The sequence below is a fragment of the Streptomyces sp. RFCAC02 genome, from assembly GCF_004193175.1.
Lineage (GTDB): Bacteria > Actinomycetota > Actinomycetes > Streptomycetales > Streptomycetaceae > Streptomyces.
Genome location: NZ_SAUH01000001.1, coordinates 2321918 through 2343337 on the forward strand (window position 1 = coordinate 2321918; position 21420 = coordinate 2343337).

Here is a 21420-nt window from a genome sequence, read left to right on the forward strand (position 1 = left end):
GGCTCAGCGGACGGCGACGGCCGTCTTGCCGAAACTGCTCGCGTTCAGCGTCCTGAAGGCGTCCGGCGCCTCGCCGAGCGCGTAGGTCGCCGTGACGGGGACCCGCAGCCGCCCGGCCGCGGTGTCGGCGGCGAGCCGGTCGAGGACGGAGCCACGGGGGTCGGCGGTGACGGCGGTCGCGGTCAGGCCGCGCGCCGCCGCGTCGCGCGGGAGGTGCGGCGCGGTCGAGACGTACCGCCCGCCGTCCGCGACCAGGGCGGCGATCTCCTCCCCGTCCCCCGCCAGGTGGACGGCCGCCGTCACACCGTCCGGCGCGCCCGCCCGCACCTGCCCCGCGAGACCGGCCGTGTGGTCCACGATGTGCGCGCGTTCCCCCAGCAGGTCGCGCAGGAAGCCGGCCTGCACGCCGGGGCGCGCGGTGCACAGGACGCGCGCCCCGGTCGCGGCCAGGTACTGGACGGCGAACGACCCGACGCCGCCCGTCGCGCCCGACACGAGGACGGTGTCCCCCTCCCCCACGGCCCCCAGCGCGTCGACGCAGGCCACCGCGGTGGAACCGGCCAGCCCGAGCGCGCCCGCGTCCCCCGGCAGCACACCGCCCGGCACCCGCGCCACCCCGTACGACGCCGGGACCGTGACGTACTCGGCCAGCGCGCCGTGGCCGACCGCGGGCCGTGTCGTCACCCCGAAGACGGCCTCGCCGACGCCGAAGCCGAGGACCTCGGCGCCGATCGCCACCACCGTCCCGGCGAAGTCACGGCCGAGGACCAGCGGGAAGGCGAGGCGCTCCGGTTCGTCCGTCCGGCCGCCGGCGACGGCGAGGTCGAAGCCGCTGACGGCCGAGGCGGTGACGCGGACGAGCAGTTCGTCGGGCGCCGGCTCGGGCTCGGGGACCTCGGCGATTTCGGGTTCGGCGGGCACCGGATGGGGGAGTACGACCGCGCGCATGGGCAGGTTCCTTCCGTCGCGGCATCGTCTGCTCGTGCCGCGAAGCCTAGGGTCTGTCCGGCGGGTCCTGGCGCGGGCTCGCGGCGTCGGACGCGGTGCGTCGCGAGGCGCCGGATCGCACCTCATGCCCGTTCGTATGCGCGCGGTACGGCAACGCGGCGAGGTGCCGTGGCCGGCGTCGCGAGACAGGCAGGACCCGCCGGACAGACCCTAGGATGGCGACCGGTGGGGCAGGCGTGACCGACGCGGAGGTGGACCGTGATCACCGTGGTACGGGGCAATCCGACACCCGAGGAGCTGGCGGCGGCCCTCACCGTCGTCCAGGCGAGGATCGCCGCCGCGGCGAGCGCCGCCGCACGCCCACCCCGCCGCCGCACACCACCCTGGTCCGACCCGGCGCGCACGACCCCCGGCACCCGCCCTCACCCGGGCCCCGGCTCATGGCGCACAAGCTTCTGGCCGGCCTGACACCTCCCCCACTCACACGCCCCCGCTCCTGAGCCTGCGCTCCTCCTCCCCCGCGCACCGGCCTTGAGCCACGCGAGCGCTCCCTCTTCGTGCCGTGCCGGGTTCACCCACACGACGGAGCCGATCTCGGGGCACTCGGGCGCGAGCCTGGCCAGGAACTTCCGCATCGTGTCGTCCAGCGACGAGACCAGCTCGTCCGTGGCCCAGGCGCAGTGCAGGAGGAGGGCGTCCTTCCGCACGGCGTGGCGCTGTCTCGCGGTGAGCACTTCGGTGCGGTCGAGACAGGTGGCCAGGAGCCCTTTCATAGCGTCCGGGCACTGGACGATCCGCACCTTGCGGCGGCTGCTCATTGACCTGAGCCACTGCAGCGAGTACTGGGACCGGTGTTCCGCCATTCCCGGAGCAGAGCGTCGTCCAGGGCGACCTGGTGCCCCATGCGCCGGATCTCCTCCATGAAGTCGCGGCACGCCCGGGATATCGGGTGTTCCGTATCGCCCGCGGACCTGGCGACGGACGCGTCGACCACGAGCGTGCGCTGCATGCGGTTCACTCGGCGGCGGCCCTCTCCATGGCGGCGTCGAGGTAGGCCGACTCCGACTCCAGGTAGACGTCGTCGAAGTCCTCGGGCCAGTCCCCGAAACTTCCGTCCGACCGCAGATCGGCCGTGCTGATCCGCGTCTCACCGGTGTCCCCGTCGCGGGTGAACCAGTGCATGGCCACGTCGTCGGGCTCCAGCACGCCCCGGGCGACGAGGGTCTGCACCGCGCGCAGGAAGAGGGAGCTGTGGGTCTCGATCACGACCCGGACACCCCGCGCGACCGCCCGCCTGACGAGCCCGGCGAACCGCACCTGCGCCCGGGGGTGGAGGTGGATCTCGGGCTGTTCGAGGTAGACGAGCTGACCGGGCGTGGCCGCCAGCAGGGCGACGACGACGGGCAGTGTCTGCGAGACGCCGAACCCGACATCGGCGATGTTGACGAGGTCACGGGCGCCGCCCCGGCGCGCCTGCGGCAGGCGCCCCACCAGAAGTTCGACCTGCGTGTCGTCGAGCTGTCTCGCCTCGACCTTCCAGGTGAGGCCGAGTTCCTCGACGTCCTTGCGGAGTTGCTGCAGTTCGCCCTTCTGTTTGTTGTTCTGCCAGTACGAGACGATGCCGGCGGTGTACGTGTCGAACCGGCCTGGGTAACGGAGGTCCACGGCGGCGGCCCGGTAGGTCCGCAGCGGATTCCCCCGCAGCGCGGGCAGGTGGATGATGCGGGACGCGATGTCGGAGATGTCGCCGCGCCCGCTGAGACCGAGGGACATGGTGACGGTCCTCGGCCCCTGCTGGTACTCGACGGCCGGTGCGAGGGTGAAGCGGTCGCGCACCACCGACATCCTGGCGCCGGGCTGCCGGTACAGCTCCGACAGGCCCGCGTCCTGGAGCAGCGGCTCGATCAGTTCCTCGAGCCGGCTGTGGGACAGCCCTTCCCTGATGGCCACCGCCTCCGTCTGGCCGGGAAGGAAGTAGCCCGAGTACTCGGCGACGCGGAGCTGACCGGCGCTGTTCTTGCTGAACCGCACCTTCGTCACGGCGTCCGCCGTCGTCACGGCCACCGAGAAGCCGCGGGAACGCGCGCTCTCGGGCAGCGCCTTGGAGAGGACCTGCTCGATGGACGTGACACTCACGTTCGGCCCGTCGAGTTGCAGCGGCCCCGGGTCGTACTGGGCGTCCACGGTCTGCTTCAGCAGGAGCAGCGGCTGCATCATGCTGGACTTGCCCGAGCTGTTGACGCCCGCGACGAGGGTGAGCGGCCGGAAGGCGATCACCTTCCGGCGACCGAGCGACTTGTACCCCTCGATCTCCAGTTCCTCGATCGCGTGGGGGAACCTCCGGCGGGTGCGAGGAGCCACGCTGTCCTCCGTGTCGATGTCGTCGGCCGCTCCGGGTCGGGAACGCTGAGGACAGTCTGCCCCGAGCGGGCAACGGCTTCCGGGAGATTGGGCCGAGGGCGTAAGAGTCGGCGGATGGGTGAGACCCCGGGGAGGGGGCCCCGGGGTCTCGGTCCTGTGGGTGGGGGGGAATCGGTCAGCCGGTGATCACCTCGTTCTCCGCCAGTGCCTCCGTGCGCGCGGTGATCGTCTCGCGGAGGGTGTCGGCCGCCGTCGAGAGGTCGTCGGCGTCCGCGCCGGCCGCCGTCGCCCGGTCCACCAGGGTGTCCAGGACGCCCAGGGCCGTGCCGGAGCCGTAGAACGTTTCGTACAGGTCCCGGTACGCCTCGTGGTAGACGTCGTCGAACGCGTCGAGTTCGAGGAAGCGGTCCTTGAGCGTGTTGCCGCTCATCATGCCCATGCCGCCGCCGGCGTCCTCGCCGTCGCCCTGGCCGCCCGGGAAGCCCTCGGGCAGCTCACCGCCCGTGTCGTCCGAGCCGTCGGCCGTGCCCTCGGTCGTACCGCCGGGGAAGCCCCCGGGCGGGCCGCCCATGCCGCCGTCGGCGGTGCCCTCGGCCGTGCCGCCGGGGAAGCCCTCCGGCATCTGCCCGCCGGTCTCGCCGGTCCCGTCGGTCGTGCCCTCGGCCGTCCCCCCGGCACCGCCGCCGGGCATCATGCCGCCGCCGCCCATGCCGGTGTCATCGTCGGGACCGGTCTCCGCGCTGCCGCTGAACGTCAGGTTGAAGTCCCAGCCGAGCACGGAGAACTTCTTCGTGTCGAGGTCGTACCACAGCAGGTAGTTGCGCCCGGGTCCCGCCATGTCGTCGCTGTTCAGCAGGAGGTTCTGCGTGGCGGCGTAGGCGGCGAACGACTCGACGTCCACGTGGTCGGACAGCTCGGCGGCGAACTCCTCGTCGCTCGCGTTCTCCGCCCACTCGATCAGGTCGATCACCGGCTGCAGGTCCTGGCTGCCCTTCTTCGTGAGCTGGTTGAAGTCGTCCTCGTACTCGGTCGGGTCGTCGCCCTGGTACGCGAACTCGCTCCCCGCGCGCGCCTTGTACAGCACACCGTTGGTGCCGACCGTGTTCTCCGCGTAGCTCGCGCCGGGGTTCTCCACGACGAGGCGGGTGGCCGCCGGGCGGTTGTTGACCGTGAACGACGAGAACATGAAGCGCTCGGCCGCCTGGCCGGACTCCGCCATGAGGGACAGGGAGACGGCCTCGTTCAGCGGCACCTCGGCGTTGCTGCCGGGGCGGACGGACAGTTCGCGGTGGCCCTGGTAGGCGCGGCCCTCGGCGTACTCGTCGATGCTGATCAGCCAGGGCAGTTCCTCCGGCTCGTCGAACGAGAGCTGGACGCTCATGCCGCCCATGCCCCCGCCGGGTCCGGCCTGCTGACCCTGCTCCGCGTCCTCCGTGCCCTCGGGGGTCTCGGCGCCCTCGGGGCCTGGGCGTCCTCGGTGCCCTGGGGGCCTCCTGCTGTCCGGTGTCCTCGCCGGCCCCGGGCATCCCCGCCGCCGCGTCCCCGCCGCCCATGCCCCCGCCCTGCAGGCTCTGCAGGGTCGAGTTGCCCTTGAGCCGCAGGCCGACGCTCGGGATGTACGTGCCGTCGATCGTGACATCCGCCTCGATGTACTCCTTCTCCCCGTCCTCCTGGAACGCCTCCGCCATGCGCTGGAAGTCGTCCTCGTCGTACTCGACCTGGATCGTGTGCGCGACGGACAGGTCGTACAGGTCGACCGTGCCGGCGATGTTCTCGGTGATCGCGTCGCCCTCGCTGTCCGAGGCGCTGGTCACCATGGGCGTGACGCGCGCGTCGCCGAAGAAGACCAGCAGCACGGCGAGGCCGGCGATCAGGACGGTGAGGGGCCGCCAGTTCTGCCGCAGCCGGACCGGCACGCGGCGGCGCAGCGCGGTCGCCATCACAGGTCCGTCTGGTCGTACCCGGTGAGCACCGCGACCCGCTGGCCCTGGGTGCGTTCCTGCAGGGCCGCGACGAGGGCGCCCGGCTTCTGGCCCTTCTTGAGGCGCACGGTGTAGAAGAGTTCGGTCAGGGCGCCGCCGCGTATCGTCTCGGTGCTGACCAGTTCGAACTCGGTCGTGAAGCGGACCAGCACGTCCTCGATGCCGGGCGTCCAGTCGCCGCCGGACGGCACCTGGGCCTTCACGACCTGCCGCTGGACGTTCAGGTGGAACATGTCGAAGCGGCTCATCACGAGGATCACCGCGCAGATGACGACGCCGCCGAGCACGGCCAGCGTGTAGAAGCGGGCGCCGCACGCCATGCCGAGGCCCATCACGAGGAAGATGAAGCCGACGTCCCTCGTCTCCTTCACCGCGTTGCGGAAGCGGACCACGGACAGCGCGCCGACGAGGGAGAAGGCACGGGCCAGGTTCGAGCCGACGACCAGCAGGATGATCGCCACGATCATGCCGATGATGACGAGGGTCTGGACGAACGACTGGCTGTAGGAGACGTTGCGGTGCGTCCCGCGGTAGACGTAGCCGACGAGCGTGCTCAGGGCGAACGACAGCACCAGGCACAGGATGATGTCGGCGGTGCTGAACGTACCGCTGAGATCCTGCAGGTCAAAGGACATGGACGTATTCCTCCTGGTGCCCGCCGGGCTCGCGCCGGACGGGGGCGTGGGGGTCGGTGGTGTGCGGGGGCGGGGTGATGTCGTCGGGGATGTGGAAGGCCGAGCGGGGGCCTTGCCGTACGCCTCGATGCTCTGGCAGTACTTGGAGACGCGGACGACGCTGAGGTTGCGCCGTGCGGTGAGGTCGGTGATCCAGTAGGGGACGCGCTCGTTGACCTTGATCTCCATCACGGCCAGGCGCGGCGGCACGATGAAACGGTTCTCCGCGCCCGGTGTGCCGAGGTGGAAGTCGCGGTCGCGGCCCCGGATGCGCCGGTCGAACGTGACGCGGAGCCCGGTGTCCTGGTCACGGCCGACGAGCGCCTCGCGCTGGTAGCCGGTGATGGCGGTCGGCCGCAGGTTCAGGCGGACGACCAGTTCGAGGATCTCGTCGAGGAAGGCGTGCTCGGCGGGGTCGTGGTCCACGGCGGTGCGGTCGTCGCACAGCGCACGGGCCGCGTGGTACGGCAGCCTCATGCGCCGTTTCTGGGTGACGCGGTTCACGCGCTGCTTGATCTCGACGAAAACGGGGGAGTCGTCCGTGATCCCGGAAAGGTCGCCGTAGTGCCGGATCCGGAGTTTCCGCCGGAATTTGAGCCCTTCGATCTTCTCCCAGTAGAAACGCAACTGGGGGGTGTCGTAGTAGAGGCTCCAGACCCCGTACCCGCCGGGCGGGCAGTGGTCGTCGGCGTCGAGACGGGCAGCCAACTCCTCCCTGAGCGACGGCACTTCGTCGACGGGGACGAGATACTTGATCTCGTAGCGGTTGAACGCGTGCAATCGGCTGGCCACCCCGCGCACCTGGCGCGCGTCGGCTGACATGCGTCCCCTTTCGGTGGTTTGCTGGCGTACGGTCGTCGTGGGGGTCGTCCGGTGGACCGGCTGGTCCGCATTCACCGGGAAGTCGCCCGCCGTTAACCAACAAGGCCCGCATGAGAGCCGGATGAGAACGCGGTGAAAAAGGCGTCAAGTGAGCCGCCTCACAGGCGTCCGGCGTTTCTCATGCTGTTCTCATGGGCGCCTCAGCCCCGGCTCACCCCGCGCCCCTACCGTCCCGCGCATGATCTTCACCTACCTGCGCCGTGAACTGCGCAGACGACGCAAGGCGCACCTGGTCATCGCGGCCGGGCTGGCCCTGGGCATCGCCCTCGTGCTCATCGTGAACGCCGTCTCCGCCGGCATGCGCAAGGCGCAGGACGACGTGCTGGAGACCCTGTACGGCCTCGGCACGGACATGACCGTCAGCAAGGCCATGGAGGAACCGGCCTCGGGCGAGGAGGGCGAGGAGGGCGACGGGCAGGGCCGGCAGCGTCCCAGCTTCCAGTTCGACGCCGACGGGGACTCCGAGCAGAGCAGCGACACGCTCGTCCTCGACGGGTTCGGCACGCTGACCTCGGACGACGTCGCGACGGTCGCCGGCGTCGACGGCGTGTCCGCCGCGGCCGGCACCCTCAGCCTGCGCAACGTCGGGGTCAGCGGGACGTTCGACCCCGGGCAGATCATGGAGGACGACGGGAGCGGCGAGAGCGGCACCGAGGGCGGCTTCGCCCCGCCCGGCGGCGAGGAGGGCGGCGAGGGCGGCGGCCAGCGCGTCGGGGGCGGCGGCGCCGACTTCGCCATCGACCAGTACGGCGTGCTCGGCATCGACGTGACGCAGCCGGGCGTCGGCCCGTACGCCGGCACGGAGCTGACGGACGGCCGCACGTTCACCACCGACGAGGCGTCGGCCGAGGTGGCCGTCCTGGACGCCGCCTACGCCGCCGAGGACGAACTGGCGGTCGGCGACACCCTCACCCTCGCCGGCACCGACCTGGAGATCATCGGCCTGAACGAGTCCACGGACGACGCCGAGGCGCCGGCCGACGTGTACCTGCCGCTCACCACCGCGCAGACCCTGGCGGAGCAGGAGGACCAGGTGTCCGCGGTCTACGTCACCGCCACCGACTCGACGCGCCTGGACGCCATCGCCACCGCCATCGGCGAGAAGATCGACGGCATCGAGGTCACGACGGCCGACGACCTGGCCGACCAGGTGTCGGGCTCCCTGTCCACGGCCGCCGACCTGGCGGACGGCGTGGGGCGGTGGCTGTCGTGGCTGGTGCTCGGCTCGGCGTTCCTGGTCGCCGGGCTGCTCGCCGCCTCGTCGGTGGGCCGCCGCGTGCGGGAGTTCGGGACCCTGAAGGCGATCGGCTGGACGCGCGGCCGCATCACGCGGCAGGTCGTCGGCGAGTCGCTGGTCACGGGCCTGTTCGGCGGCGTGCTCGGGCTCGCCGTCGGTCTGGGCGCCGCGTGGATCATCACGCAGGTCAACCCGTCGCTCACGGCCGAACTGCCGCTGACGTCCGGCGCCTCCGGCGGTCCGGGCGGCGGCCCCGGCGGCGGTCCCGGCGGCGGTCCCGGCGGCATGGCCATGGGCGGCGGCACGGACAGCGCGGCCGATGCGGCCGGCCAGTCCCTCGACATCGGCCTGACCGCGCCCATCGGCACGGACGTGGTCCTGCTCGCCGTCACCCTCGCCGTCGCCGGCGGCCTGGTGGCGGGCGCGTTCGCCGCCTGGCGTGCCGCGCGCCTGCGCCCCGCGGACGCGTTCCGCCGCATCGCCTGACCCCGAACGCCGCATCCGCGAGAGGAATCCCCGTGTACGAACTCACCGACGTCACCAAGCTCTACCGCCGCGGCAAGGCCACGGTCGCCGCGCTCGACAAGGTGTCCCTGACCGTGCCGGCCGGCAGCCGCCTGGTCATCCAGGGACCCACCGGCGGCGGCAAGTCCACGCTGCTGCAGATCCTCGGCGGCCTCGACCGCGCCACGTCGGGGCAGGTCGTGCTCGACGGCACGGACCTGGCCCGCATGTCGGAGGCGAAGCTGACACGGCTGCGGGCGAGCCGCGTCGGCTTCGTCTTCCAGGGGTTCCACCTGATACCGACCCTGACGGCGCAGGAGAACGTCGAGACCGCCCTCGTCCCGCTCGGCGTCCGCACGGCGGAGCGCCGGTCCCGCGCCGCCGAGGCCCTCGCCTCCGTCGGCCTCGCCGAACGCGCCGGCCACCTGCCGGACGAGCTGTCCGGCGGCCAGCAGCAGCGCGTCGCCATCGCCCGCGCCCTGGTGAAGCGCCCCGAGGTGCTGCTCGCCGACGAGCCGACCGGCAACCTCGACGAGGCCACGCGCGACGAGGTGATGGAGGTCCTGGAGACGCAGTGGCGCGACCAGGGCTGGACGTTCGTCATGGTGACGCACGACAGCGGCATCGCCCGCCGCGCCGACCGGGTGGCGCGCATCGCGAACGGCCGCGTGCAGGTCACCGAACGGTCGGCGGGACAGACGGCGGGCTGACACCCCTCCCCCGGCGGCGGCCGCTCCCCCGGGCCGGCGACCGCCGCCGGGCCGGGGGCGTGGCCGGGACGCCGGGACGTCCGGCACAGCCCCGGCGGATCCCGTCGAAAGCGCCCGCCCGCCGGCCGGGGCGGGGGCGGACAGCACGGCGTCCCCGGCCGGACGGCGCTCCCTTTCGGCCGTGAGAGGCTGGCCGGCATGAGAACGCTCGTGCTCGCCTCCCAGTCCCCCGCGCGCCTCGGCCTCCTGCGGCAGGCCGGGCTCGCGCCCGAGGTGATCGTCAGCGGCGTGGACGAGGACGCCCTGCACGCCCCCACGCCCGGCGCGCTCGCCCAGGTTCTCGCCGAGGCCAAGGCGGTCGCCGTCGCCGGGCGGCCCGAGGTGGCGGGGGCGGTCGTCGTCGGCTGCGACTCGGTCCTCGACCTCGACGGCCGCGCGCTCGGCAAGCCCGCCGACGCCGAGGAGGCCGTCGCCCGCTGGAAGGCGATGCGCGGCCGTACCGGTGTCCTGCGCACCGGCCACTGCGTCATCGACACGGTGAACGGCCGCCGCGCCGCCGCCACCGCGCACACGACCGTGCGGTTCGGTGAGCCGACCGACGCCGAGGTCGCCGCCTACGTCGCGTCCGGTGAACCGCTGCACGTCGCGGGCGCGTTCACCCTGGACGGGCGGTCCGCGCCGTTCATCGACGGCATCGACGGCGACCCGGGCAACGTCATCGGCCTGTCACTGCCCCTGCTCCGGCGCCTCCTGCGCGACGGGCTCGGCATCGCCATCACCGACCTGTGGGCCTGACGGGGCGGGCGCCACGGCGGGCGGGTACAGCGTCAGGGTCAGGACGACCAGCGTGAACGCCACCAGCAGCCCCAGCGGCACCACCACGTCCGTCAGCGCGAGCGTCACGGCGCCGAGCGCGCAGTGCACCACCCCGCAGACCACCAGGGTCCGGCGCGCACCACGCCCCGGCGCGCGGTCCCGTAACGCGACGCGCCCCAGCAGTACGGCGCACACCAGCAGGAACGCCGCGAGCGCCGCGCCGCCGCCCCAGGCACCCGCCTCCAGCACGCCCGGATCGATTCCGCCCACCGACAGGTGCTGCCGGTCCGCCGTGACCGCGAGCACCGCGTGGACCAGCCCGGCGCCGACCGCGCCGCACCCGACCGCCACCGCCGCGCACGCGGCGACCCCTCGTCTGCCCCGCTCCATGACCAGCACGTTACTCGCGGGTAACGGGTGCGGCAATCCCCCGTGCGCGCCGGGTGCGCCCGCTCGGCGCAAGCGCAAAGTTTCCCGTACGTCGTTATCGCTTTCCTACAAAACGACCCGCCCACCGCTGTGCCGGAGTTCCCGACTTTCGGTCCGCCCCCGGAATCGGTCGGCCGCCGCCCGCGGGGCGCGTACCTTGGGACGGCAGGGCTGACGGAGGGGCGGAGCACCGGCCTTCACCGTCCGTGCGGCCGGGGTCACTCCTGTGGGCGACTCGTTGCGAGGTGTCGCCACTACCTAAACTCGCCTTGTTCCGAGGAGGGAGCCATCGTGCGCAAGGTGCTCATCGCCAACCGCGGCGAAATCGCCGTCCGGGTCGCCAGGGCGTGCCGGGATGCCGGTATCGCCAGTGTGGCCGTCTACGCCGAGCCGGACCGTGACGCCGTCCACGTCCGGGCCACGGACGAGGCGTTCGCGCTGGGCGGTGACACCCCGGCCGCCAGTTACCTGGACTTCGACAAGGTCCTGGGGGCCGCCGCCGACTCCGGCGCGGACGCCGTCCACCCCGGCTACGGCTTCCTCTCCGAGAACGCCGACTTCGCCCAGGCGGTCATCGACGCGGGCCTGACCTGGATCGGCCCGTCCCCCGACGCGATCCGGTCCCTCGGCGACAAGGTCGCCGCCCGCCACATCGCGCAGCGCGCCGGCGCCCCGCTGGTCGCCGGCACGAAGGACCCGGTCTCCGGCGCCGACGAGGTCGTGGCGTTCGCCCGCGAGCACGGGCTGCCGGTCGCGATCAAGGCGGCGTTCGGCGGCGGCGGGCGCGGCCTCAAGGTCGCGCGCACGCTGGAGGAGATCCCCGACCTGTACGACTCGGCGGTGCGCGAGGCCGTCGCCGGGTTCGGGCGGGGCGAGTGCTTCGTCGAGCGGTACCTCGACCGCCCCCGGCACGTGGAGACGCAGTGCCTCGCCGACTCCCACGGGCACGTCGTGGTCGTCTCGACGCGCGACTGCTCGCTGCAGCGGCGGCACCAGAAGCTCGTCGAGGAGGCGCCCGCGCCGTACCTCACCCCGGAGCAGAACGCCGAGCTGTACCGCGCGTCCAAGGCCATCCTGAAGGAGGCCGGCTACGTCGGCGCCGCCACCTGCGAGTTCCTCGTCGGGCAGGACGGCACGATCTCCTTCCTCGAGGTCAACACCCGCCTCCAGGTGGAGCACCCGGTCTCCGAGGAGATCAGCGGCATCGACCTCGTGCGGGAGCAGCTCCGTATCGCGCGCGGCGAGGCCCTCGGCTACGACGACCCGCCGCTGCGCGGGCACTCGCTGGAGTTCCGCATCAACGGCGAGGACGCGGGCCGCGGCTTCCTGCCCGCCCCCGGCACCGTGTCGCTGTTCGTCCCGCCGCTCGGCCCCGGCGTGCGCGTGGACACGGGCGTGGAGTCCGGGTCGGTGATCGGCCCGGCGTGGGACTCGATGCTCGCCAAGCTGATCGTGACGGGCGCCGACCGCAGGCAGGCCCTGGAGCGTGCGGCGCGGGCGCTCGCGGAGTTCCGGGTCGAGGGGATGGCGACCGTCATCCCGTTCCACCGGGTCGTGGTGCGGGACCCGGCGTTCGCGCCGGAGGTGACGGGCCGGGAGGGCGAGCCGTTCTCCGTCCACACGCGGTGGATCGAGACCGAGTTCGTGAACGAGATCCCGCCGTTCGACGCCGTGGCCGGCGAGGCCGACGAGGGCGCGGTCCGCGAGACGGTCGTGGTCGAGGTCGCCGGCAAGCGCCTTGAGGTCTCCCTGCCCGCGACGCTGGCGATGCCGCTGGCGCGTGCCGCCGTGGCGGGCGGCGCGCGGCCCACCCGCCGCCGGGCCGCGCGGGGCGGCGCGTCGGCCGTGACCGGGGCGACGCTCGCGTCCCCGATGCAGGGCACGGTCGTCAAGGTGGCCGTGGAGGACGGGCAGCAGGTCGCCGAGGGCGAACTCGTCATCGTCCTGGAGGCGATGAAGATGGAGCAGCCCATCACGGCCCACCGCGCGGGCACCGTCACCGGGCTCAGCGCCGAGATCGGTGCCTCGCTGTCGGCCGGCGCGGCGATCTGCGAGATCAAGGACTGACGGGACCGGGGCGCGCCGCCCCGGGAGCGAGCGGGCGGGCACGGAGCGGCGATCACGCCCTCCGTGCCCGCCCGTCCCTCGTCCGGCCGCGGCGGCTCAGCGGCGGCGCGGCTGGGTGAGGTCGGTGATGCGCTGGCCGAGCGGGTTGTGGCCGGTGGCGCGCGGTCCAGGGAGCTGGGCGTCGCGGTGGTCCCTCGGGTCGCGCCGCACGCCGGGGCCGCCGTCGAGCGGCGTCTTGTGGCCGCCGCCGGGGCCGACCGCGCCGCCGCCGCCCGCCCCGGCCAGGGAGACGCGGACGCCCTGGTCGGCGAGGGCGTCGATCTGCGCGCCGGCCTCGGCGGCCTCGGGCGGCGGCTGGTCCGTCACGAGGTGGGAGATGTGCTCCGTCGGCACGGTCTGGAACGCCGTGTCCGAGCCCAGCTTCGTGTGGTCGGCCAGGACGACGACCTCCGCCGCCGCCCGCACCAGGGCGCGGTCCACGCTGGCGGCCAGCATGTTGGACGTGGACAGGCCGCGGTCCGCCGTGAGCCCCGAGCCGGACAGGAACGCGCGGCTGACCCGCAGGCCGAGCAGCGACTGCTCGGCGCCGCTGCCGACCAGGGCGTAGTTGGAGCCGCGCAGGGTGCCGCCGGTCATGACGACCTCGACACGGTTGGCGTGGGCGAGGGCCTGGGCGACGAGCAGGGAGTTCGTGACGACGGTGAGGCCGGGCACGCGGGCGAGGCGGCGCGCCAGTTCCTGGGTGGTGGTGCCGGCGCCGACGACGATGGCCTCCCCCTCCCGCACGAGCCCGGCCGCGTACTCCGCGATGGCCGCCTTCTCGGCGGTCGCGGCCATCGCCCGCTGGGGGAAGCCCGACTCCCGGGTGAAGCCGCCGGGCAGGACCGCGCCACCGTGCCTGCGGTCGAGCAGCCCTTCCGCCTCCAGCGCGCGCACGTCGCGCCGCACGGTCACTTCCGAGGTCTGGACAACGCGGGCGAGCTCCCGGAGCGACACTGCCCCATTGGCCCGCACCATTTCGAGGATCATCTGACGACGTTCAGCAGCGAACACGGAACTGACAGTAACCCCAACGACCATCTTGTTTCAGCAGGTTGCGGGGAATTTCCGAAGTTGTCTATACGTGCGCCGCCGGCGTGCTATGCACGACGGGCGCCCGTTTCCGCTTCGCGCGCTGACCAGTGCCTACTGTTCCCCGACCGCCTTGCGGGTGTGGAGCTGGCGGGCGGCCTCGGCGATCGAGCCGGACAGAGACGGGTACACCGTGAACGCTTTTGCGATCTGTTCGACGGTGAGACTGTTGTCCACCGCGATCGAAATCGGATGGATGAGTTCGCTCGCGCGGGGCGCCACCACCACGCCGCCGACCACGATCCCCGTGCCGGGGCGGCAGAACAGCTTCACGAACCCGTCCCGCACGCCCTGCATCTTCGCGCGGGGGTTGCGCAGCAGCGGCAGCTTCACCACCCGCGCGTCCATGCGCCCCGCGTCGATGTCGGCCTGCGTCCAGCCGACCGTCGCGATCTCCGGGTCGGTGAAGATGTTGCCCGAGACCGTGCGCAGGTCCAGGGGCGCGACCGCGTCCCCCAGGAAGTGGTACATCGCGATGCGGCCCTGCATCGCCGCCACCGACGCCAGCGCCAGCACACCCGTGCAGTCACCGGCCGCGTAGACGCCGGGGGCTGACGTGCGGGACACCTTGTCCGTCACGATGTGCCCCGAGTCGTGCAGCCGCACCCCGGCCTCCTCAAGACCGATGCCCGAGGTGTTCGGGACGGCGCCGACCGCCATCAGGCAGTGCGTGCCGGAGATGACACGCCCGTCCTGCAGGCCGACCTCGACCCGGTCCCCGACGCGCCGCGCGGCGGCGGCGCGGGAGCGCGACAGCACGTTCATCCCGCGCCGGCGGAACACGTCCTCCAGAACGGCGGCCGCGTCCGGGTCCTCGCCCGGCAGCACCCGGTCCCGCGACGACACGAGCGTGACGCGCGACCCGAGCGCCTGGTACGCGCCGGCGAACTCCGCGCCCGTCACGCCGGAGCCGACGACGATCAGCTCCTCCGGCAGCTCCTTCAGGTCGTACACCTGCGTCCAGGTGAGGATGCGCTCGCCGTCCGGCCGGGCGTCCGGCAGCTCACGGGGCTGCCCGCCCGTCGCGAGGAGCACGCCGTCGGCGACCAGCTCGCTGCGCTCGCCGTCCGGCGCGGTGACGGTGACGCGGCGCGACCCGTCCGGCGCCTGGTTCGGCTCGAGGCGGCCCGTGCCGCGCAGCAGGCGCACGCCCGCCCGGGTGACGGAGGCGGTGATGTCGTGCGACTGGGCGAGGGCGAGGCGCTTCACACGGCGGTTGACCCGGCCGAGGTCGACTCCTATCCCGCGCACCTCGTCGCCGATGCCGTCGCCGTCGTGGTCGATCTCGATGCCCAGCTCCTCGTGCGAGGAGTCGAAGCTCGTCATCACCTCGGCGGTCGCGATCAGCGTCTTCGACGGCACGCAGTCGGTGAGGACGGACGCGCCGCCGAGGCCGTCCCGGTCCACCACCGTCACCTCCGCCCCGAGCTGCGCGGCCACCAGTGCCGCCTCGTAGCCGCCAGGTCCGCCGCCGATGATCACGATCCGAGTCACGCCCTCCAGTGTCGCGCACGACGCGCCGGAACCCGGCACGGCCCCGGCGCGAACCTCGGCGGGTCACCCGCGCCTCTCCCGTACGCTCGGTCCCATGTCGCTCTACGCCGCATACGCCGGAAACCTCGATCCCCGGCTGATGTCCCGCCGCGCACCGCACTCGCCGCTGCGCAGCACCGGCTGGCTCACCGGCTGGCGGCTCACCTTCGGCGGTGAGGAGATGGGCTGGGAGGGCGCCCTCGCCACGCTCGTGGAGTCCCCGGTGTCGGACGTGTTCGTCGCGCTCTACGACATCGCGCCCGCCGACGAGGAGGCGATGGACCGGTGGGAGGGCGTCGGGCTCGGCATCTACCGGCGCACCCGCGTACGGGTCGCCACCCTGGAGGGGGACGAACCGGCGTGGGCGTACGTCCTCAACGGGTACGAGGGCGGCCTGCCGTCCGCGCGCTACCTCGGGGAGATCGCCGACGCCGCCGAATCGGCCGGCGCCCCGCACGACTATGTGATGGAACTGCGCAAGCGCCCCTGCTGAGCGGCCCCGCACGCCCCCGGCGTCCACACCTTCCACAGGGCGGGAACCTCGCGCGCACGCGGCGACGCGTCGAGACCGAACCGTGCCCGGGGACCCCTCTACGCGCGTAGGCATCAACCGGTTAGGCTCAGCGCGTGAACGCATCGCAGAGTGAGCTGACGGCCGGCGCCGCCGCACGGATCCGGGAGCTGACCGGTGTCCCGTGCCACGACGTCGCGCTCGTCATGGGCTCGGGCTGGGCCTCGGCCGCCGGGGAACTGGGAGAGCCGCAGGCCGAGTTCGACTTCACCGAACTGCCCGGCTTCCCGCCCCCCACCGTCGAGGGCCACGCCGGGAAGCTCCGCTCCTACCGGGTCGGCGCGAAGAACGCCCTCGTCTTCCTCGGCCGCACCCACGCCTACGAGGGCCACGGCGTCGCCGCCGTCGCCCACGGCGTGCGCACCGCCGTCGCCGCCGGCTGCGGGACCGTCGTCCTCACCAATAGCTGCGGCGGCCTGCGCGAGGGCATGCGGGTGGGGCAGCCCGTCCTCATCGGCGATCACATCAACCTCACCGCCACCTCCCCCATCGAGGGCGCGCGGTTCGTGGACCTCACCGACCTGTACTCGCCGCGCCTGCGGGCGCTGTGCCGGGAGATCGACCCGAGCCTGGAGGAGGGCGTGTACGTCCAGTTCCCCGGGCCGCACTACGAGACGCCCGCCGAGATCCGCATGGTGCGGGCGATCGGCGGCGACCTGGTGGGCATGTCGACCGTCCTGGAGGCCATCGCGGCCCGGGAGGCGGGCGCCGAGGTGCTGGGCGTCTCGCTGGTCACGAACCTCGCGGCCGGCATCACCGGCGAGCCGCTGAACCACGAGGAGGTCCTCCAGGCGGGCCGCGACTCGGCGGCGCGCATGGGGGCGCTGCTGGCGCGCGTGCTGGACCGTATCTGAGGATCGATGCCATGACCGACCACGACGACGCCACGCCCGGCGCCACCGCCGACCTCACCGCCCGCGCCCGCGCCTGGCTCGCGGAGGACCCCGACCCCGCCACGCGCGCCGAGCTGGCCGCGCTCATCGACGCCGGCGACACCGACGCGCTGGCCGAACGGTTCGCCGGCACCCTCCAGTTCGGCACGGCGGGGCTGCGCGGCGAGATGGGCGCGGGACCGATGCGCATGAACCGCGCCGTCGTCATCCGCGCGGCCGCCGGGCTGTGCGCCCACCTGCGGGAGACGGCGGGCGGCGGCGGGCTCGTCGTCATCGGGTACGACGCCCGGCACCGCAGCGCCGACTTCGCGCGCGACACGGCCGCCGTCGTCACGGGCGCCGGGCTGCGCGCCGCGCTGCTGCCGCGTCCGCTGCCGACGCCGGTGCTGGCGTTCGCGATCCGGCACCTCGGCGCGGTCGCCGGCGTCATGGTCACGGCCAGCCACAACCCGCCCCGGGACAACGGCTACAAGGTCTACCTCGGCGACGGCAGCCAGATCGTGCCGCCGTCGGACGAGCTGATCGCCGCGCGCATCGCGGCGGTCGGTGCCCTGGCGGACGTGCCGCGCCCCGACGCCGGCTGGGACGTCCTCGGCGAGGACGTCGTCGACGCGTACCTCGCGCGCAGCGGCGCGGCCCTGGCGGACGACGGCCCCCGGTCCGTCTCCGTGGTGTACACGCCGATGCACGGCGTGGGACGGCCGGTGCTGCGGGCCGCGTTCGGGCTGGCCGGTTTCCCGGCGCCCGTGGACGTCGCCGAACAGGCCGACGCCGACCCGGACTTCCCGACCGTCGCGTTCCCGAACCCGGAGGAGCCGGGCGCGATGGACCTGGCGTTCGCGACGGCGCGCGCGGTGTCCCCCGACCTGGTGATCGCCAACGACCCGGACGCCGACCGCTGCGCCGCCGGCGTCCCCGACCCGGCGGCGGACGGCGGCTGGCGGATGCTGCGCGGCGACGAGGTGGGCGCGCTGCTCGCCGACCACCTCGTGGCGCGCGGCGCGCGGGGGCGGTTCGCCGCGTCGATCGTGTCGTCGTCCCTGACGGGCCGTATCGCGGCGGCCGCCGGGCTGCCCTACGAGGAGACGCTGACGGGCTTCAAGTGGCTCGGCCGCGTCCCCGGCCTCGCCTACGGGTACGAGGAGGCGCTCGGCTACTGCGTCGACCCGGAGGGAGTCCGCGACAAGGACGGCGTCACGGCGGCGCTGCTGCTCGCCGAGCTGGCGGCCGGCGAGAAGGCGCGCGGCCGTACGCTGCTCGACCGTCTGGACGACATCGCCGTGACGCACGGCCTGCACGCGACCGACCAGCTCTCCGTCCGCGTCGCGGACCTGTCCGTCATCGCGGACGCGATGCGGCGGCTGCGCGCGGCGCCGCCGGCCGAACTGGGCGGTCTCGCCGTGGAGTCGGCGGAGGACCTGGCCGAGGGCACGCCCGGGCTGCCGCCCACCGACGGCCTGCGCTACCGCCTCGCCGGGCGTCCGGGCGTGACGTCGGCCCGCGTCGTGGTCCGGCCGAGCGGCACGGAACCGAAGCTGAAGTGCTACCTGGAGGCCGTCCTGCCGGTCGCCGACCGCACCGCCCTCCCGGCCGCGCGGACGGCGGCGGCGGACCTGCTGACCATCCTGAAGGCCGACCTGTCGGCCGCCGCGGGGCTCTGAGCCCGGCGGTCCCCGGCGCCTCGTCCGGCCGGTCGCGCACGCCCGCGACCGGCCGGGACCAGGACGCGGGGCGGTGCGCACCCGGCCTCCGGGCCCCGACGCACTGAAGACAATGCGGTGACCCCTGGGCTACGCTGAGCCCGCACTCGCCCGGGCCTCGAAGGCCGCGTTCCGCCATGCGTCCATTTCCCTTCCGACGCAGGCCGATGGATTGTTCCGCACCAGCAATGTCCGACCGACTTTCGGGGAGACATCACCATGCCGAACTCCTTCTCCCGTTTTCTGAACGACGAGGAACTGAAGAAAGTGCGCGAGCTCTACCTGGCCTCCCTTCAGGAAGCCGAGCAGGACAAGAGCGAAGACCAGCAGGAGAAACAGGAGAAGCAGGCGGGCTCCGGCTCCGCCGAGACCACGACCGAGGTCTGATCCCGTGAATCTTCCCGCCAGCCGCACTCTCGCCGACTACGACACCGAGACGCTCGCCGCCCGTTACGCGAAGGACGGCGTCGCGACAGTAGGCCCCCTGCTGAGTCCCGAGGAAGTGGCGGACGTCCGCTTCCACGTCTCCCGCTACAACCGCTATGTGATTCCCAATCTCCCGCAGGCGGTCCGCGACAAAACCGTGCGGTACGAGGACGACGGTGTCTCGCTGCGCAGTTGCTATTTCATGGACCAGGTCGACGAGTATTTCAACGCGCTCGGGAATCTGCCCTTCTTCAAGAAACTGGTCGCCGCGATCGTCGGCTACGAGCCCGAGCTGTACGTCGTGGAGACCTTCAACAAGTACGCCCGGGTCGGCTCCAGCGTCGCGCCCCACCAGGACTGCGTGTTCCTGCCGGTGGAGCCGATGGACGTGGTGCACCTGTGGGTCGCCCTCGACGACGCCACGGAGGAGAACGGGGCGGTGAAGTACTGGCCCGGGTCGCACCTGGGCGGTCTGCTGCCGCACGTGCCCGCGCCGTTCGGGCTCAAGGTGCGCGAGGACCTGGTCGACACCGACGACGAGAACACGGTGCGCGCCGTGCTGCCGGCCGGGTCGGCGGCCATCCACAGCGGTCTCGTGGTGCACGACAGCCCGCCGAACCGCACCGACCGGCCGCGCCTCGGCATGCTGCTCGGCTACCGCGGCGCCCACACCCGGCACCTCCTGGACCAGGACTGGGGAAGCTGACCCCGCCGAAGCACCGATCACCGCTGTCCATCGACTCGGCGCCCGGAGGCTCGAAAACCATGACCGCCCTTGACGCGTGGACGCCCGACGGCCTGCGCCGGCTGGATCCGGAGGAGCTGCCCGGCACGGCGGCGCGGATGCGCGAACTGCTCGTCCGCAGCGTCTCCGCCAACGGCGGCCACCTGGGATCGAACCTCGGCGTCGTCGAGCTGACGATCGCCCTGCACCGGGTTTTCCGCAGCCCCGACGACGTCATCCTGTGGGACACGGGCCACCAGGCGTACGTGCACAAGATGGTGACCGGCCGGGCCGGGGCCTTCGGGTCGCTGCGCGCGCTGGACGGGCTGTCCGGCTACCCCAGCCGGGCCGAGAGCCCGCACGACTGGGTGGAGAACTCGCACGCCGGGACGTCGCTCTCCTACGCCGCCGGGCTCGCCACCGCGTTCGCGGCGCGTCCGGCCGGCCGGCGCCGGCGGGTGGTGTCCGTGACCGGCGACGGTTCGCTCACCACGGGCATGGCCCTGGAGGCCCTGAACGACATCGGCGACCGCGGGCTCGACGTCACCATCGTGCTGAACGACAACGCCCGCAGCTACGCGCCCACCACCGGCGCGCTGGCCCGGCACCTGCGGGAGTTCGAGGCGGGCGTCGCGCCCGGCGTCTTCGAGGCGCTGGGCATCCGCTACCTCGGACCCGTCGACGGCCACGACGCGAGCGCCCTGGAGAAGGTCCTCGCCGACGCCCGCGCCGAGCGCGGTCCCCTGCTGGTGCACGTCAGGACCCGGAAGGGCCACGGTTACCGGCCCGCCGCCGAGGACCGCACCGAGCACATGCACGGCGTGGGACCGTTCGACGCGGCCACCGGACGCCAGTACGCCCTGCCGCCGGGCCGGGTGCCGGCCGGCTCGGTCCTCGGCCCCGCTCTCGTGGAACTCGCCGACGCCGACCCGGACCTGGTGGTGATCACGCCGGCCATGGGCGGCCCGTCGGGGCTCGACGTCTTCCAGGAGCGCCACCCCGGCCGCTTCCACGACGTCGGGATCGCGGAGCAGCACGCCGCTGGGCTCGCCGCGGGGCTCGCCATGGCGGGCCGGCGCCCGGTGCTGTCCATCCACTCGTCCTTCCTCAACCGGGCGCAGGACCAGCTCCTGTTCGACATCGGGCTGCACCGGCTGCCCGTCGTGGTGGTCATCGACCGGGCCGGGATCACCGGCGGCGACGGCGCGTCCCACCACGGGCTCGGGGACCTGGCGCTGCTGCGCCAGATCCCCGGCATGGCGATCGCGACCCCGTCGACGGCCGCCGAGCTGCGGGGCCTGCTGAAGGCCGCGGTCCGGCACCCGGGTCCGGTGGCCATCAGGCACGGGAAGGCGATCGACGACTCCGGGCCGCCGGGAGACGGCGGCGACGGCGACGCGGACATGACCGCCTGGCCGGTCGAACCGGCCCCCGGCGGCGTCCTGGTCATCGGCGCCGGCGACCTGCTGGCCTGCGCGACGGAGGTGGCCGCCCGGCTGCGTGCCGCCGGCGTGCCGGCCGGGCCGGCGAACGCCCGCTGGATCGAACCGCTCGACGAGCGGCTGCCCGCCCTGGCCGCGGAGCACCGTCTGGTCGCCGTGATCGAGGACCACTGGAGCCGCGGCGGTCTCGGCTCCGCGGTGCGCGAGCGCCTCGCCGACGAGGACGTCGCCACCCCGGTACGGGTGTTCGCGGTGCCCCACGACTACCTGCCGCACGGCTCCGTACCGGAGCTGCGGGCCGCCTGCGGGCTCACCCCCGAGCGGATCACCGCCGATCTGCTGGCCCGCTGGACGGCACAGTCGGCGGGCGCCCCCCGCCCCCGGGGATGA

18 protein-coding genes and 2 pseudogenes are annotated in these 21420 nt (G+C 73.4%); 11 read left to right on the forward strand and 9 right to left on the reverse strand.

Going from position 1 to position 21420, the window contains the following annotated elements:
- Positions 1–3: 3 nt before the first annotated feature.
- Complete coding sequence (locus tag EMA09_RS10570; RefSeq protein ID WP_129840816.1) at positions 4–948, reverse strand: NADP-dependent oxidoreductase; 945 nt, start codon at positions 946–948, stop codon at positions 4–6.
- A gap of 258 nt (positions 949–1206) precedes the next feature.
- Between EMA09_RS10570 and EMA09_RS10575 the strand changes: the two genes are divergently transcribed.
- Positions 1207–1416 (forward strand): acyl-CoA carboxylase subunit epsilon, encoded by a 210-nt coding sequence (locus EMA09_RS10575; RefSeq protein ID WP_129840817.1) that lies wholly within the window; start codon positions 1207–1209, stop codon positions 1414–1416.
- On the opposite strand, the gene EMA09_RS28285 is transcribed toward EMA09_RS10575, so the two are convergent.
- The 5 genes and pseudogenes from EMA09_RS28285 to EMA09_RS10595 form a co-directional block, all read right to left on the reverse strand.
- Positions 1371–1811 (reverse strand): hypothetical protein, encoded by a 441-nt coding sequence (locus tag EMA09_RS28285; RefSeq protein ID WP_168220593.1) that lies wholly within the window; start codon positions 1809–1811, stop codon positions 1371–1373. The two genes, EMA09_RS10575 and EMA09_RS28285, sit on opposite strands and share 46 nt — an antisense overlap.
- A gap of 151 nt (positions 1812–1962) precedes the next feature.
- Positions 1963–3309 (reverse strand): AAA family ATPase, encoded by a 1347-nt coding sequence (locus EMA09_RS10580; protein ID WP_206305932.1) that lies wholly within the window; start codon positions 3307–3309, stop codon positions 1963–1965.
- Positions 3310–3484: 175 nt separating this feature from the next.
- Positions 3485–5249 (reverse strand): annotated as a pseudogene (locus tag EMA09_RS10585) (CotH kinase family protein).
- On the reverse strand, positions 5249–5926 hold the full coding sequence (locus EMA09_RS10590) for a DUF4956 domain-containing protein (protein WP_129843960.1): 678 nt from the start codon (positions 5924–5926) through the stop codon (positions 5249–5251). The pseudogene EMA09_RS10585 and the gene EMA09_RS10590 overlap by 1 nt, the downstream one beginning before the upstream one ends.
- A 183-nt stretch (positions 5927–6109) precedes the next feature.
- Positions 6110–6787, reverse strand: a pseudogene (locus tag EMA09_RS10595) (polyphosphate polymerase domain-containing protein); the annotation flags it as partial.
- 238 nt (positions 6788–7025) lie between these two features.
- Between EMA09_RS10595 and EMA09_RS10600 the strand changes: the two are divergent.
- From EMA09_RS10600 to EMA09_RS10610, 3 genes are all read left to right on the forward strand, one after another.
- Positions 7026–8570, forward strand: coding sequence for an FtsX-like permease family protein (locus EMA09_RS10600; RefSeq protein WP_129840819.1), 1545 nt, complete (start codon positions 7026–7028; stop codon positions 8568–8570).
- Between the two features lie 32 nt (positions 8571–8602).
- Positions 8603–9298 carry an ABC transporter ATP-binding protein gene (locus EMA09_RS10605; protein WP_129840820.1) on the forward strand — a complete coding sequence of 232 codons (696 nt, stop codon included), beginning with the start codon at positions 8603–8605 and terminating at the stop codon, positions 9296–9298.
- Between the two features lie 198 nt (positions 9299–9496).
- Positions 9497–10093 carry a nucleoside triphosphate pyrophosphatase gene (locus EMA09_RS10610; RefSeq protein WP_129840821.1) on the forward strand — a complete coding sequence of 199 codons (597 nt, stop codon included), beginning with the start codon at positions 9497–9499 and terminating at the stop codon, positions 10091–10093.
- Here the strand turns inward: EMA09_RS10610 and EMA09_RS10615 are convergent.
- Entirely contained in the window at positions 10025–10504 is a 480-nt protein-coding gene (locus EMA09_RS10615; RefSeq protein ID WP_129840822.1) for a hypothetical protein, read from the reverse strand. The genes EMA09_RS10610 and EMA09_RS10615 overlap by 69 nt on opposite strands.
- A 330-nt stretch (positions 10505–10834) precedes the next feature.
- Here EMA09_RS10615 and EMA09_RS10620 point away from each other — a divergent pair, with 330 nt between their 5' ends.
- The gene (locus EMA09_RS10620; protein WP_129840823.1) at positions 10835–12610 is read left to right on the forward strand and encodes a biotin carboxylase N-terminal domain-containing protein; all 1776 of its coding nucleotides are present in this window, start codon (positions 10835–10837) and stop codon (positions 12608–12610) included.
- A 96-nt stretch (positions 12611–12706) separates the two neighbouring features.
- On the opposite strand, the gene EMA09_RS10625 is transcribed toward EMA09_RS10620, so the two are convergent.
- A complete protein-coding gene (locus EMA09_RS10625; RefSeq protein ID WP_206306051.1) occupies positions 12707–13639 on the reverse strand; it encodes a DeoR/GlpR family DNA-binding transcription regulator in 933 nt (310 codons plus the stop codon).
- A gap of 156 nt (positions 13640–13795) precedes the next feature.
- A complete protein-coding gene (locus tag EMA09_RS10630; protein WP_129843961.1) occupies positions 13796–15244 on the reverse strand; it encodes an NAD(P)H-quinone dehydrogenase in 1449 nt (482 codons plus the stop codon).
- 85 nt (positions 15245–15329) lie between these two features.
- Between EMA09_RS10630 and EMA09_RS10635 the strand changes: the two genes are divergently transcribed.
- From EMA09_RS10635 to EMA09_RS10655, 6 genes are all read left to right on the forward strand, one after another.
- Positions 15330–15767, forward strand: a complete 438-nt coding sequence (locus tag EMA09_RS10635; RefSeq protein WP_129840825.1) for a gamma-glutamylcyclotransferase — start codon at positions 15330–15332, stop codon at positions 15765–15767.
- A gap of 134 nt (positions 15768–15901) precedes the next feature.
- Complete coding sequence (locus EMA09_RS10640) at positions 15902–16699, forward strand: purine-nucleoside phosphorylase (protein WP_129840826.1); 798 nt, start codon at positions 15902–15904, stop codon at positions 16697–16699.
- A gap of 11 nt (positions 16700–16710) precedes the next feature.
- A complete protein-coding gene (locus EMA09_RS10645; RefSeq protein WP_129840827.1) occupies positions 16711–18399 on the forward strand; it encodes a phospho-sugar mutase in 1689 nt (562 codons plus the stop codon).
- Between the two features lie 258 nt (positions 18400–18657).
- A complete protein-coding gene (locus EMA09_RS28290) occupies positions 18658–18825 on the forward strand; it encodes a hypothetical protein (protein WP_168220691.1) in 168 nt (55 codons plus the stop codon).
- Positions 18826–18829: 4 nt separating this feature from the next.
- Positions 18830–19570, forward strand: coding sequence for a phytanoyl-CoA dioxygenase family protein (locus EMA09_RS10650; protein ID WP_129840828.1), 741 nt, complete (start codon positions 18830–18832; stop codon positions 19568–19570).
- A 59-nt stretch (positions 19571–19629) separates the two neighbouring features.
- Entirely contained in the window at positions 19630–21420 is a 1791-nt protein-coding gene (locus tag EMA09_RS10655; RefSeq protein ID WP_129840829.1) for a 1-deoxy-D-xylulose-5-phosphate synthase, read from the forward strand.